At 58.4% G+C, this 14,165-nt stretch carries 13 protein-coding genes; 6 read left to right on the top strand and 7 right to left on the bottom strand.

Going from position 1 to position 14,165, the window contains the following annotated elements:
* Positions 1-40: 40 nt before the first annotated feature.
* A complete protein-coding gene (locus DHN12_RS06260) occupies positions 41-937 on the top strand; it encodes a LysR family transcriptional regulator ArgP (protein ID WP_108859387.1) in 897 nt (298 codons plus the stop codon).
* Here the strand turns inward: DHN12_RS06260 and DHN12_RS06255 are convergent.
* On the bottom strand, positions 934-2,205 hold the full coding sequence (locus DHN12_RS06255) for an MFS transporter (protein WP_108859386.1): 1,272 nt from the start codon (positions 2,203-2,205) through the stop codon (positions 934-936). The genes DHN12_RS06260 and DHN12_RS06255 overlap by 4 nt on opposite strands.
* A gap of 156 nt (positions 2,206-2,361) precedes the next feature.
* Complete coding sequence (locus DHN12_RS06250) at positions 2,362-3,102, bottom strand: YebC/PmpR family DNA-binding transcriptional regulator (protein ID WP_108859385.1); 741 nt, start codon at positions 3,100-3,102, stop codon at positions 2,362-2,364.
* Between the two features lie 110 nt (positions 3,103-3,212).
* Here DHN12_RS06250 and DHN12_RS06245 point away from each other — a divergent pair, with 110 nt between their 5' ends.
* The 4 genes from DHN12_RS06245 (at position 3,213) to DHN12_RS06230 (ending at position 8,339) form a co-directional block, all read left to right on the top strand.
* Entirely contained in the window at positions 3,213-4,985 is a 1,773-nt protein-coding gene (locus tag DHN12_RS06245; RefSeq protein ID WP_108859384.1) for an SLC13 family permease, read from the top strand.
* Between the two features lie 16 nt (positions 4,986-5,001).
* On the top strand, positions 5,002-5,736 hold the full coding sequence (locus DHN12_RS06240) for a glutamine amidotransferase (protein ID WP_108859383.1): 735 nt from the start codon (positions 5,002-5,004) through the stop codon (positions 5,734-5,736).
* 72 nt (positions 5,737-5,808) lie between these two features.
* Complete coding sequence (locus DHN12_RS06235; protein ID WP_108859382.1) at positions 5,809-6,666, top strand: bile acid:sodium symporter family protein; 858 nt, start codon at positions 5,809-5,811, stop codon at positions 6,664-6,666.
* Between the two features lie 11 nt (positions 6,667-6,677).
* Positions 6,678-8,339, top strand: coding sequence for an FAD-binding dehydrogenase (locus DHN12_RS06230; RefSeq protein ID WP_108859381.1), 1,662 nt, complete (start codon positions 6,678-6,680; stop codon positions 8,337-8,339).
* A 14-nt stretch (positions 8,340-8,353) separates the two neighbouring features.
* On the opposite strand, the gene DHN12_RS06225 is transcribed toward DHN12_RS06230, so the two are convergent.
* The 3 genes from DHN12_RS06225 to DHN12_RS06215 all read right to left on the bottom strand — a co-directional run bounded on the left by DHN12_RS06225 (position 8,354) and on the right by DHN12_RS06215 (position 11,877).
* On the bottom strand, positions 8,354-9,094 hold the full coding sequence (locus tag DHN12_RS06225) for a YbaY family lipoprotein (RefSeq protein ID WP_108859380.1): 741 nt from the start codon (positions 9,092-9,094) through the stop codon (positions 8,354-8,356).
* 98 nt (positions 9,095-9,192) lie between these two features.
* The gene (locus DHN12_RS06220; RefSeq protein WP_108859379.1) at positions 9,193-10,971 is read right to left on the bottom strand and encodes an SLC13 family permease; all 1,779 of its coding nucleotides are present in this window, start codon (positions 10,969-10,971) and stop codon (positions 9,193-9,195) included.
* A 90-nt stretch (positions 10,972-11,061) separates the two neighbouring features.
* Positions 11,062-11,877 carry a TIGR00282 family metallophosphoesterase gene (locus DHN12_RS06215; protein ID WP_108859378.1) on the bottom strand — a complete coding sequence of 272 codons (816 nt, stop codon included), beginning with the start codon at positions 11,875-11,877 and terminating at the stop codon, positions 11,062-11,064.
* A gap of 89 nt (positions 11,878-11,966) precedes the next feature.
* On the opposite strand from DHN12_RS06215, the gene DHN12_RS06210 reads away from it, so the two are divergent.
* Positions 11,967-12,200 carry a DUF333 domain-containing protein gene (locus DHN12_RS06210; protein ID WP_108859377.1) on the top strand — a complete coding sequence of 78 codons (234 nt, stop codon included), beginning with the start codon at positions 11,967-11,969 and terminating at the stop codon, positions 12,198-12,200.
* 5 nt (positions 12,201-12,205) lie between these two features.
* Here the strand turns inward: DHN12_RS06210 and DHN12_RS06205 are convergent, their stop codons facing one another.
* Both DHN12_RS06205 and mgtE read right to left on the bottom strand, forming a co-directional pair.
* Positions 12,206-12,769 carry a 5-formyltetrahydrofolate cyclo-ligase gene (locus DHN12_RS06205; RefSeq protein WP_108859376.1) on the bottom strand — a complete coding sequence of 188 codons (564 nt, stop codon included), beginning with the start codon at positions 12,767-12,769 and terminating at the stop codon, positions 12,206-12,208.
* Positions 12,766-14,160: a magnesium transporter gene (mgtE, locus tag DHN12_RS06200; RefSeq protein ID WP_108859375.1), complete on the bottom strand. Its 1,395-nt coding sequence runs from the start codon at positions 14,158-14,160 to the stop codon at positions 12,766-12,768. Before mgtE ends, DHN12_RS06205 begins: the two co-directional genes overlap by 4 nt.
* Positions 14,161-14,165: the final 5 nt, after the last annotated feature.

Below are 14,165 nucleotides of genomic sequence, written 5' to 3'. Positions count from 1 at the left end.
CTATCAAATTAAAGAAACTGACCTGAATTAAGTCTGTCTAATGCTGCTGGATCCAAACCACCTGACTGCGTTGTCTGCCATCCTGCGTCATGGCAGTTTTGACGCGGCCGCCTCAGAACTTGCGGTTACGCCTTCCGCGGTTTCACAGCGGATCAAAGCGCTGGAAGACCTTGTCGGCGCAACCCTGATCAATCGGGGAACGCCCTGCACGGGTACTCCGATGGGTTTGCGCATCGCTCAACACGCCGAGGACATCGGGTTACTTGAGACGCATCTGGCCCGCGAACTGACGCTTGATCAAACCAACGGCCCCGCGCGCGTGCGCGTCGCCGTGCCAGCCGACGTCCTGGCGACGTGGTTCATCAATGTCATGTCTCAGGTCGACGGCCTGCTGTTCGATCTGGTCGTTGATGATCAGGATCATTCGGCGGAATGGCTGAGGCGCGGAGAGGTCAGCGCCGCCATAACGGTCGGAGGTGATACAGTGCCAGGCAGCGACGCCGTAGCCCTTGGCGCCCTGCGATACATCCCCACGGCCAGCCCCGATTTCATGCGCAAATGGTTCACGGGCGGTGTAAATATCGACACATTGTCCCGCGCCACCTGTTTGACATTCAACCGCAAGGATGGCCTGCAAAAAGCTTGGGTTACCCGGCAGACAGGTCAACAGCTATCACCCCCTTCGCATTTCCTGCCGTCCTCTCAGGGATTTGTAGAAGCGGCTATTGCGGGGATTGGCTGGGGAATGAATCCGGAAAGTCTTGCGCGCCCAGCGCTGGAAGACGGCCGGTTATGCCCTTTGGTACCGGGCGCGCGGCTTGACGTAGGGCTAACCTGGCAGGTGGGTCGTGTGCTCTCCACGGCGTTGGCCCCGCTGACTGACGCAGTCAAGCGCGCCGCCAATGGTGCCCTGCTTCCAGTTGACACGGCAGACTAGGACTGAACCGCTTTTTTCTCACTGGGTACAACCACACGGTAGCAGGCGACCGCCGCGAAAACGCTTGTGGCGACGATGAAGGCGATTGCCCAGGCGACCTCGTGCAAATGCGCAACGCCTGCCAACGCGGCCGAGAGCAATACGCCAGAGATCCGGCAAATGCTCTTGACCGCTGCGGCACCTTTGACCCTCTGATCTTTTGGGGCAACGTCCAGGAAGTACAGCTTGCGGGCACTGCTGATCCCTGTCACCGCAACAGTGACAACGAACAAGGCAATGGCGTGTAGGTGAACGTCATGGTCCATGCCCAGAAAGTGCACGGACAAAAGCGCGCCGCCCGTCAGTGCCACCATCAGGTTCCCAGTGACCATCACAGCGCGATGCGATTTCATGTTCACCAATTGCCACAGAGGCGCAGATACAAGATACCCCGACGCCGACGAAACGATCATCGCCGTCAGCCCTCTGGCCGAATCGTGGTGCGCTTCGGCTGCGATCAGCGCAAAGAACGGTACGGACAGGGATACGACGACAAGCGGCATGCGCATGATCATGTAACGGCGGAACCAGTGCTGATCGAACATTGCGGCGATATCGGTGAAGTTATCCTGGAACTTTCGCTTCTTGACCCGTTGCGCGCCCTGTTCCTGGGTGGGACCAGCGGTTTCGGACATCATTAGAATCGACAGGCCGGATAGGACAAAGAATGTTACCGAAACGGCGATGACTGCGGAATGGCGCGAAAACGGTGGGTTTTCTTTGGTGATCTCGTGAATCAGCAACGCCAATCCGATTGCGCCCAATCCACCCACCCCCAGCTGCAGATAATGCATGATCATCCGCGATTTGGAGCGCACCTGATCGCCCAGCAGATCGGTATACATCAGCGACTGAATTTCTTCGATCAAACCGATCATGAAAAATGCCGCGACAAAGGCCACACCTATGACCGGAACGACACCTGTTGAGGCCACCAACAAAGCCAAAATCAGGCAGGCACCGATTGCGACCTCAGTCATCGCGATTGCACGTTTCTTGCGGTCACGCGCTGCGATGGGATACGCGAGGAAAACATCCGAGATCATGCTGCCAACCATCCGCACCGACACCAGCGCGCCGGCTATGTACATCGGAAGCTCAAGCGACACGGCCAGAAATGGCAAGACCACGGATGGGCTGCCTAGGGTCCACGCCACCTGAGACAGAATGCTTTGCCCAGCCAGGACCGGAACGTTTCTTTTCGATGTGTCCAGTGACTTGTCAGTCATATGCGCGCTTGGGTTCCTCGGCTCGCAAAAGGGCGCGCCACTTGGGTTTGATCAATCCATGGTAATCAGTTCCACGCAACCGGCCAAGAACCCCCTGCGTCAAAAATGAAAACCCGGCCAAAGACCGGGTTTTTCGTGCTTTTCTTGCAATGCGGATCAGAGCTGAGCCATGACTTCGTCCGTGGCTTCGAAATTCGTCGTCACGCGTTGAACGTCATCGTCGTCCTCCAGCGCATCTACCAGCTTCATCAGCTTTTGCATGTCTTCCAGACCCAACTCGGTTGTCGTCATAGGCTTCCAGATCAGCTTGGTGGAATCGGTTTCCCCCAGCGCAGCTTCAAGGGCGCTCGACACTTCGTTTAGGTCGGTATCTGCACACCAGATGATATGCCCTTCTTCCGAGCTTTCGACATCTTCAGCGCCGGCTTCGATTGCGGCTTCGAACACGGTGTCCGCGTCGCCGACGGAACCCGGATAAACCACTTCGCCCTTGCGTTCGAACATGAAGCCAACTGAACCGGTTTCACCCAGGTTGCCGCCGTTCTTGGAAAAGGTCGAACGCACGGTCGATGCTGTGCGATTGCGGTTGTCGGTCATCGTCTCGACGATCACCGCCACACCGTTCGGGCCATAGCCCTCATACCGGATCTCTTCGTATTCATCGCCTTCGCCCGCCGTCGATTTCTTGATCGCGCGGTCGATGACATCTTTTGGAACCGACTGTGACTTGGCTTCTTTCACGGCCAAACGCAGCCGAGGGTTTTTTTCAGGATCTGGGTCGCCCATCTTGGCAGCGACGGTGATCTCTTTCGACAGTTTGGAAAACAGTTTGGACCGCGCGGCGTCCTGACGCCCCTTGCGGTGCTGGATGTTGGCCCATTTGGAATGGCCTGCCATGTTGCGTCCTCGTCATCGTGATTGCGTATTCGGCGCTCATATAGACGTTTGCGGGGCCAAGGATCAAGAGAGCGGCTTGCGACAGTCGCCGCGAAGGGTATGGTGGCCGCATGACGACAGACCAGATTATTCTTTTTTCCCTTTTCGCCACTGTGTTTGGAATGCTGCTTTGGGGGAAGTTTCGATACGACCTTGTGGCCTTCACCGCGCTATTGATCGGAGTTACGCTGGGTGTTGTGCCGGTCGATGACGCCTTTGCCGGGTTCGGACACCCCGCCACGATCATCGTCGCTTTGGTATTGGTTGTTTCGGCCGGGTTGGTGCGCTCCGGCGCTGTTTTCCTAATCACCCGCACACTGGTCGATGCCTCGCGCGGGCTTGGCGCGCACATCGCACTGATGGGCGGGATTGGCGCTGTTCTGTCGGCCTTTATGAACAACGTGGCCGCGCTGGCGCTGCTGATGCCGGTCGATATCCAAACCGCGCGCAAGGCGGGGCGACCGGTCGGCCTGACCCTGATGCCGCTGAGTTTTGCCACTATTCTGGGCGGCATGGCCACGTTGATTGGAACGCCCCCTAACATCATCATCGCATCGATCCGGGCTGAGACATTGGGTGAACCGTTCCGAATGTTCGATTTCGCCCCCGTTGGTGGATTGGCAGCGATTGCCGGGCTGGCATTTGTCGCACTGGTCGGCTGGCGGTTGATTCCCAATCGCGGAACACAGGAAGAGGCCTCGGAAACCCTTGCCGAATACATCGCGGAACTGACGGTCCCGCCAGAGTCGCCGCAAATCGGAAAACGTGTCAGCGAGCTTTATGAGGCCGCCGAGAAATCCGACGTGGCCATCATCGGCCTTATTCGAGATGGCAAACGGCGCTATGGCCGGTCGGCCCATGCTACAATCAAACCGGGCGACGCTTTGGTGTTGGAGGCCCGCCCCGAGGCGCTAGACGAATTTCGCACCGCGCTGAACCTCGATTTCTCGGATACCCGCCGTCAGGAATTGCTGACCGCCGAAGGGGACGGTCTTGAAGTGATTGAGGTAGTTGTGCCGCTAAACGCACGCGTCACCGGTCGCACTGCGCAAGGGTTGGGGCTGGCCTGGCGTCAAAGCACCGTTTTGATGGGGATTTCACGTCAGGGCCGTCGCATCACCGAACAGGTCCGCAAAACTCAGATTGAGGCAGGCGACATTCTGTTGCTGCTGTGCCCACGTGACCGCAGTGCCGATGTGACCGAATGGCTGGGGTGTTTGCCACTTGCTGAACGCGGTCTGAACGTCACCGCCAACGAAAAAGCGTGGCTTGCCATTGGCTTGTTTGGTGCAGCTGTTCTGGCGGCCAGTGTCGGGCTGATCTACCTGCCCATCGCTTTGGGGCTGGTCGTTGTCGCCTACGTTCTGACCAAGATCATGCCGATTGCCGATATCTACAATCATATCGAGTGGCCCGTTGTCGTTCTGCTGGGCTCGATGATCCCGCTAGGCAGCGCGTTGGAGACGTCAGGCGGTACAGAACTGATTGCGAATGCGTTGATTCAATTAACCGACGGGCTGCCGGCGTGGGCCATTCTGACCGTTTTGATGGTGGTCACCATGACCCTGTCAGACGTGCTGAACAACACGGCCACAGCCATTGTTGCAGCTCCGGTCGGTATCCAGATGGCCCGCACGCTTGAGGTTTCGCCCGACCCTTTTCTGATGACCGTCGCCGTCGCAGCCTCGGCCGCGTTCCTGACACCGATTGGGCACAAGAACAATACACTGGTTCTAGGACCCGGAGGGTATCAATTTGGCGACTATTGGCGCATGGGGCTGCCGCTGGAAATCCTGATCATTGCGGTTTCCGTTCCCGCCATCCTTGTGTTCTGGCCACTGTGACGGATAAAGGCCTTTCATGAAACGCTTTCTGATCCTGCAACTGCGCCCGGAAACCGATGCGTCGGATGCCGAATATGCCTCGATCCTAGACAAAACGGGGCTGACTCCCGACCAGACCCATCGAATCCGTTTGGATTGTGAGGCTTTGCCCGACGATTTAAATGTCACTGACTATGCTGGGGTGATTGTTGGTGGTGGACCGGGATGCGTCAGTGACGACCCCGCAACCAAATCCGAAGCCGACGCGCGAATTGAAGGCGCCATAATGGGATTGATGCCGCAGATCATCGCACAGGATCATCCCTTCATGGGCTGTTGTTATGGGCTGGGCATTCTGGCCGCCCATCTTGGCGGTGACGTCGGCAAAGAGAAATACGGTGAACCTGTCGGACCTTCGACCTGCCACCTGACTGCAGACGGAGCGCAAGACCCGCTAACGGCAGGGCTGACCGGAACATTCGACGCCTTTGTGGGCCACAAAGAGGCCGTGCAGGCGCTGCCGAACGGGTGCATCCACCTGCTGGCCTCGGACCCCTGCCCGTTTCAGATGATCCGCTGGGGGCAGAATGTTTATGCCACGCAATTCCACCCCGAGGCGGACGCGCGCGATTTTGAGCAGCGCATCAATATCTACAAGAACCACGGCTATTTTCCGCCCGAAGACGCCCAGCGCCTGATCGACATTTGTCACGCGGCGGACGTTACGCAACCGGCCGAAATCCTCCGCAGATTTGCCGAACGCTATGGGTGACCCAACGACGTTATTGCCTGATCCGCGACCGCTCGCTTAGGGTGGCCCGAACGGCTTTGGGAGGAGTTGTTCTTGGATCTTCTAATTAATGTCGGCCTGCCGTTGTCGCTGGCCATTATTATGCTGTCTCTGGGCGTTGGGCTCGAGGTCGCTGATTTCCGCCGCGTACTCAGCCGGCGCTATCCTTTCGCCATCGGCGCGTTGTGTCAGATTGTGCTGCTGCCGGTCGCAGCCTTCATCACGGTCATAGTGTTTGCTTTGCCGCCCGAGATCGCGGTCGGCTTTATGATCCTCAGTTTTTGCCCCGGCGGTGTGACCAGCAACATCCTGTCGAAACTGGCCAAAGGTGATGTCGCCCTTTCGGTCAGTTTGACGGCCGTCATAAGCCTGTTTTCGATGGTCACCGTGCCCTTTCTTGCCGCTTGGTCAGTGACCTATTTCATGGGCGATGCAGCACCCGAGGTGTCCATCTCAGGGCTTGCCATCGCCATGTTTCTGATCACCACGTTACCCGTGGCGCTTGGCGTCACACTTCGCCGCTTTGCAACAGATTTTGCAAAGCGGATCGAGCCCGCGCTGTCCAAGCTTGCGACCCTTCTGTTCGTGCTGATCGTTGTGGCTGCTTTGGCTGGAAACTGGCAACTGTTTGTCGACAACCTCGGCGTCATGGGCGGTGGGTTGATTACATTGAACGTCGCGCTTTTGCTTATCGGGTTGGGGCTGGCACGTGCCGCAAACCTGTCGTGGAACGAAAGCAAGACTGTTTCCATCGAAACCGGCATACAAAACTCGACACTTGGGATTACACTGGCCGCACTGATCACCGGGACGGAAAGCGGGTTCAGCCCGCTGGCCCTGCCGTCGGCTGTATACGGAATTACGATGTATGTTGTGGCCCTGCCCTTCATCCTTTGGTTCCGCCGCCGCTGAAAGGACATGACATGACCAATAATACCGCTGATGCCATCGTCGTGGGGGCTGGGCTTGCCGGGTTGGCCGCAGCCGCCGAACTGGGTGACCGTGGCAAGAAGGTTATCGTGGTCGATCAGGAGCCCGCGCATTTCCTCGGTGGTCAGGCGTTTTGGAGTCTCGGCGGCCTGTTCATGGTCGACACGCCGGAACAGCGGCGCATGGGCATCAAGGACAGCTACGACCTTGCCTTGCGAGACTGGACGGGCAGTGCGCAGTTCGATCGTGACGAGGACGCATGGCCCCGGAAATGGGCCGAGGCCTATGTTGAATTCGCCGCCGGAGAGATGCGCCCTTGGCTGCATGACATGGGCCTGCGCTGGTTTCCGATTGTCGGCTGGGCCGAACGCGGTGGATCATATGCGGATGGTCACGGCAATTCTGTGCCCCGCTTTCATATCACTTGGGGCACCGGCCCAGGTGTTCTGGAGCATTTCAAACGCCGGGTGCGTGACCATGTCAGCAACGGGTTGATCGAGCTTAAATTCCGCCATCAAGTTAGCCACATCATCATGCAGAACGGCGCTGCCAAAGGCGTCTCGGGCGAAGTTCTGGCAGACGACACCGCACCCCAGGGCGCCAAGACCAACCGTGATGAGGTCGGCGAGTTCGAATTTTACGCCCCAGCCGTCATCGTCACATCAGGCGGCATCGGAGGCAACTTTGAAATGGTGCGCAAAAACTGGCCACGCGACCGTCTGGGCGAGCCGCCAAAGGACATGGTCGCAGGTGTGCCATTCCACGTCGATGGTCGCATGGTCGGCATAAGCGAAAAGGCTGGCGGTCATGTGATCAACGGCGACCGGATGTGGCATTACAACGAAGGCGTGCGTAACTGGAATCCGATCTGGCCATCGCACGGTATTCGCATTCTGCCCGGCCCAAGCTCAATGTGGTTCGACGCCGAGGGAAACCGGTTGAAACCGCCATGCCTGCCGGGTTTTGATACGCTAGGGACGTTAAAGGAAATCCTGAAAACCGGTTATGAATACAGCTGGTTCGTTCTGACCCAGAAGGTGATCAAAAAAGAGTTCGCCCTGTCCGGGTCTGAACAGAACCCCGACATGACGGACGGTGGTTGGAAAGAGGTTCTGTTCCAACGCATTCTGACCGGGTCCAAGGCCACCGCTCCGGTCGAGGCGTTCAAGGAGCACGGCGAAGACTTCATCGTCGCCAATACCTTGACCGAGCTTGTTAACGGGATGAACCATCTGGGCGGAGGGCTGATCGATGAGGCGCATTTGCGCGCCCAGATCGAGGCGCGAGATTCCCAGATCGACAACCCGTTCACCAAGGATGCGCAGATGGCCGCCATTCTGGCCGCGCGCAACTACCGTGGTGACAAGCTGATCCGGACAGCCAAGCCGCACAAGTTCCTTGATCCGGCCAATGGCCCGCTGATCGCGGTGAAACTGCATGTGCTGACGCGCAAAACGCTGGGTGGGCTTCAGACCAATCTGGACAGTCAGATGGTGGGCGCAGACGGTCAGGTCGTTCCCGGCCTGTTCGCAGCCGGAGAGGTTGCGGGTTTTGGCGGCGGCGGCTATCACGGCTACAACGCGCTCGAAGGTTCATTTCTGGGCGGCTGCATTTTCTCGGGACGCAATGCAGGGCGCTCAAGGGCCGTCGCGTGACGGCCCTTTAAGCTTTACTGTTCACGGGCAAACTGCACGACGGATTGCCCTGCACTGTCCAGCAACACCAGCGTATCGCCTTTGAAGGCATATGCTGTCACCCCTTGCAGGGCTTTAAGAAACTGCCGCTCAACTTCATCCAGTGGCGGCGGACAAGCCATCAGGGTGGCAGCCATGTTGTCGGGGAATTCAATATTATTGCCCGCAATCTCGGCTTGGCCGGAAAACCGGTTACATCCACCGCTGCCCGAGAACGCGCCATCCTTGGCGAATGAAAGCGCGGGGCGCTTTTCCGTCTCAAGTGCTGCGCCATTCAGGCCGGTTGCGGTCCAGTTGGTGTTCTCCAGCACGGCTGCCCCGGGCGGCTGTACTTTGACCAGCATCAGATCGGTCGTGTTCCCGGCCCCATTGGTCAAAACAGGATAGGCAGTATCGGTTGTGAACAACAGCTTGTCGCCCTGAAAGATCGAACCACGCACCACATAGCGCATCCCTTCTCGAATAAGGGCGTCGTCATAGCTCAGCTCGAATTGTGATGGCACTCCGGTCAGCGCATAGCGCTTTGCCGACAGGGTCACCGACGGTGCGTCTGCGCGCGAGACGTCCTGCAATTGCACATAAAGTGTCGCATCCGGAGGAACTGCGATGCGTTCGCGATATGCGGCTGTACCTTCGATCGTTCCGCCGATGGCCGCGCTGCTCAGCATGGCTGATGTGGCCGCAACCGTAAGTGCGGTGTATCCGTTCTTGAGCATTGGTGTGCTCCTTTTCGCAAAATCACTTATTCAAAACATTGTATGAGGTTTTGATTTTACAAGGACTTCGCCGGAAAACCAGCGGTTCCGTGCCAAACTCAAAGCGGCCAGATCAGAGGGATCAACAGCGAAGCCAGCAAACCCACGGTCAGATTCAGCGGCACGCCAACTCTCAGAAAATCTGTGAACCTGTACCCACCGGGGCCGTAAACCATCATGTTGGTCTGATATCCGATCGGCGTCGCAAATGAAGCCGAGGCTGCCACCATGACCGCCACGACCAGAGGGCGCGGATCAACGCCCACTGCCTGCGCCAAACCGATGGCAATCGGTGTCACCACAACCGCCACAGCGTTATTCGACACCAGCTCTGTCAGCACAGAGGTCAGCAAGTATACCGCCCAGATGATCAGGAATGGTGGCAAGGCACCAAGACCTGGCGCCACGGCTTCTACAATCAAGGAAACTGCGCCGGATTTATCCAGGGCTGCACCTATGGCCAGCATAGAGAAGATTAGGGCCAGCAATCTTCCTTCGACAAAGGAAAACGCCTCATCCGCGTCGATGCAGCGCGTAATCAAAACTATCGCAACAGCAAGGATCGACAGTAGCAGGATCGGTGCAACACCCAGCGCCGCCAGCACAACGATCCCGGCCAGCGCCCCGATGGCAATCGGCGCGTGGCTGCGGCGGAATGCGCGGGCCGAAGGTTGGGTCACATCGACCATATCCATATCAGCAGCCAGTTTCCGGATATCTGCTGGTGAGCCCTCCAGCAGCAGCGTGTCACCGACCCGCACGACCAGATCATCCAATTGCCGCCCGATATTCTGGTTTCTCCGATGCACCGCCAGCACATAGACGCCATAACGGCGGCGTAAACGCATCGCGCCCAGCGTCCGCCCGACCATGCGGCAACCCGGAGTGATCAGCACCTCGACCGTTTTCGTCTCGACCGCCGAGACCTGATCGACACGCTTGAGCTCCCTATTGGTTTGCAAGCTCAACAGTTCCGTCATCTCGGTCCGAAGAACGACACGGTCGCCAACTTTCAAAGCGACGCCCGTGAGGTTGCGCCGAAGTGACTCGTCTCCGCGCACGACGTCGATCAGGCGCACGCCCGGACGCTTGAACAACTGCACGCCCGTCACTTCACGCCCGATCAGGTTGCTGTCGGGCGGGATGACGGCTTCGGTAAAAAACTTCATCTTCGACCGGTCGCTGAGCATGGATGCCATGCTGTCCCGTTCCGGCAGCAGGCGCGGCGCGACAAACCGCAGGTAGAACATTCCGTAAATGACCAGCGCGATGCCCAGCGGCGTGACCTCGAAGATCGTAAACGGGGCCATCCCCTGGGACCGCGCGACACCATCAACCAACAGGTTGGTCGAGGTCCCGATCAGGGTCAGCGTACCACCCAGAATGGCCGCATAACTAAGCGGGATCAGCAGTTTCGAGGCCGACACGTTCAGCGTCCGCGCGATCTGAACGAATACGGGGATCATGACGACCACTACGGGCGTGTTTGAAACCACCGCCGAAGCAAAGACAACAAAGGCCATCAGCGTCGCGATTGCGACTTTGGGACTTACCTGTGCCTGTTTTTGCGCGGTCGATGTGAATGCGTCCAGTGCTCCGGTACGCACCAATGCTCCCATGATGATGAACATCGCGGCAATCGTCCAAGGGGCCGGATTTGACAGAACGGCAAGTGCGCTTTGATAGGGCAGAATGCCCGTCACCAGCATCACGGCCACACCACCGATTGCGACCACTTCAGTCGGGTAGGATTCGCGCAGAAACATGATGAACATGCCTGCAACGACCAACAGCGCCAGTATCGCGCTTCCCATTTCTGTCAGTTGAAGGAATTGCATTCTTGGTATTCTGTCCGAACCCTGGCCTGGCTTACGCGCCCGTCAGGCAGTTTCACGCATTGCGCGCGACAGAGCAAGCCTGACGTGCCCTTACTGTGGGCCAGCTTGCTGTAGCCGCCCGCCAACGCGCACCATTTGAACAGATTTCGCCTGACCATCCCGGTCGTCGGTTTCAACGAACACACCGCTCAGCGTGGCCTCACCATTGGACGGAGTGAACCGGGCTTTGGGCATACCGGTGATAAACCGACGCATCGGTTCCAGCTTATCCATGCCGATGACCGAGTCATAATCGCCGCACATGCCCGCATCCGTCAGATAGGCCGTGCCACCCGGCAGGATTTGCGCGTCAGCAGTCGGCACATGCGTATGCGTGCCCACAACAAGGCTGGCGCGTTTGTCGCAATAGTGGCCCATGGCCATCTTTTCGGATGTGGCCTCGCAATGCATATCAACGATCACAGCCTGCGCCTGTCCGCCACGCGGGTGCGATTTCAGGACCGGTTCAATCGCCGAAAACGGATCGTCGAAGGGGCGTTTCATGAAGACCTGCCCCAACACCTGAATCACCAGAACCTTGCGCCCACCGGGCGCAGTGTACAACCGGTGCCCCCGGCCTGGCGCTCCTTTGGCAAAGTTTACCGGGCGCACGATACGGGGTTCGCTTTCGATGAATTGCAACATGTCCTTCTGGTCGAACGCGTGATCGCCCAGTGTCAGGCAATCGGCCCCGGCATCCAGCAGCAGCTTGGCGTGATCCCCGGTCAGACCCATCCCGTTTGATGCGTTCTCGCCATTGACCACGACAAAATCCAACCGCCATTCGTCGCGCAGACGCGGCAAATGTTGCTGAATGGCCGCGCGTCCAGCGCGGCCCATCACGTCACCCAGAAAAAGTATCCTCATTCGAACTGTCCTAAGTGTGGTATCTCTCAAGCACAAGTGGTTATGCTGCCAGAATAAACCGCCAAAACACTTTGTGCAGGAGAATTCCGATGCGCCTTGCCCTTTTGACCGCCGCCAGCCTGACCACGCTTTCGGCCTGCGACCAGCCTGCTTCAAACGGCTCATCCACCCAGTTAGCGAACCCGGCGGCAACTTTTTGCGTTGAAAGCGGCAATCGTTACGAGATCCGCGATGGCGACGGCGGCCAGATCGGCATCTGCATCCTGCCCGATGGCACAGAAGTGGACGCGTGGGAGTACTTTCGCGAAAACAGCCCGACCTGAGGCGGTCAGGCCAGAAACGTCAGTACCCGGCTTTCAGTGATGACCATATCCAACGGCTGATCCGTGGGTTCCAACGGCAGCCCCTCGGCCTCTTGTGCGTCAAAGGCGAAGCCGATGGCCAGCGTTGGGCGCTTGGCGCGCAATCCCTCCAGCGTGCGGTCATAAAAGCCGCCGCCATATCCCAGCCTTCCACCTTGCGCGTCAAAAGCAACTAGCGGCACCACAAGAATTTCGGGGTCAAAATATTCGTCAATCTCGGGAACCTTGGCGCCGAAGGGGCCGTCCTTTAGCACGCCCTCGGGCGTCCAGCGCGAAAATCGCAACGCCTGCCCGGCGGCCTGAATGACCGGCACACCGACCGGGCCATAAGCTGCAGCCTCGGCCATGGCGGGCAAAGGATCAATTTCGGTGCGGATCGGCATGTACCCCGACATCGGGACGCCGCGATGTCCCGCGAGCACTTCGGACAATCGCCCGGCCGCCCCCGGCAAACGCGCATCAAACGCGACCTTGCGGCGCGTAAAAGCCGCCTTGCGCGCGGCAGCCTTGATTTCAGTCAGATCGGTCACAGAAGCACCACGCTGGCAAGCCCAAGAAAGATGAAGAACCCCATGACGTCTGTTGTGGTCGTTACAAAGGTTCCCGATGCCAGTGCCGGGTCAATGCCCAGACGATCCAGCACAACCGGTACTACCGTACCTGCAAAGCCTGCTATCGCCATATTCACGACCAAGGCCGAGCCGATCACGACACCCAGCAAGGGTGAATCGAACCACATCATGCCGACAGTCCCCAAAATGGTCGCAAAGCACAGACCATTGAGCACACCCACAAGCAATTCTCGCCGGATAACGCGCGCCACGTTCGATCCGGTCAGGTCGCGCGTTGCAAGCGCCCGCACCGCAACCGTCAGCGACTGCGTCCCGGCATTACCGCCCATCGAGGCAACGATCGGCATCAGGATTGCCAGTGCCACCAACTGATTGATCGCCGCTTCGAACTGCGAGATGACCAGTGACGCACATATTGCGGTACACAGGTTGACGGCCAGCCACGGCAAGCGCCGCCTACTGGTTGCAGCGACACTGTCGGACAGCGAGCTTTCGTCGCTGACACCGGCAAGGCGTAACATGTCCTCTTCGTATTCTTCGTCCAGAACAACCATGGCGTCATCAATGGTAATCACGCCGACCAAACGCCCATCGGCATCGACCACCGGGGCGGAAATCAGGTGGTACTGGTTAAAGGCGTAGGCCACATCTTCTTCGTCCTGATCGACGGGGATGGTGTGAAATTCCTCTTCGGCGATGTCGTGCAACGGCACCTCGCGTCGGGTTGCCATCAGCTTGCCCAGCGTGACCTGTGCCACCGGTTTGAGCCGCGGATCAACCAGAACAACGTGATAGAACTGTTCCGGCAAGTCATCATTGGCGCGCATGAAATCGATGGTCTGCCCCACTGTCCAATGCTCGGGCGACATAACCACCTCGCGCTGCATGAGGCGACCGGCTGAGTTTTCCGGATAGGACAGCGCCTGCTCCGCGGCAATCCGCTCGGAATCTTCCAATGCGCCCAGAATGGCTTCTTGCTGGGGCTCTTCAAGGTCTTCCAGCAGGTCGACGACGTCATCGCTCTCCATTTCCCGCACGGCGTCGGCCAGAACATCGGGGCGCAGGACACTGATAACGTCTTCGCGGACGGACTCATCCAGTTCGGATAAGATATCGCCGTCAAATTCCTTGTCGTAAAGACGGATCAAACGCCCACGGTCATAGGGATTAATCTGTTCAAGGAGGTCAGCAATGTCCGCAGGGTGCAGCGGCTCCATCAGCTCGATCAGCTTGTCGCGATCTTCCACATCAACCGCATACAGGATCGCGGCAACCATCCGGCGATCCAGCGCATAGGCGTCATCGTCGCTTGCGGAATCGATTACGGGTTCATCATAGCCTGTCGTCATGTCTG

Origin of the sequence: Ruegeria sp. Alg231-54, from assembly GCF_900143525.1 — a bacterium.
GTDB lineage: Bacteria > Pseudomonadota > Alphaproteobacteria > Rhodobacterales > Rhodobacteraceae > Ruegeria.
This window is presented reverse-complemented; position numbering and strand designations above follow the sequence as displayed.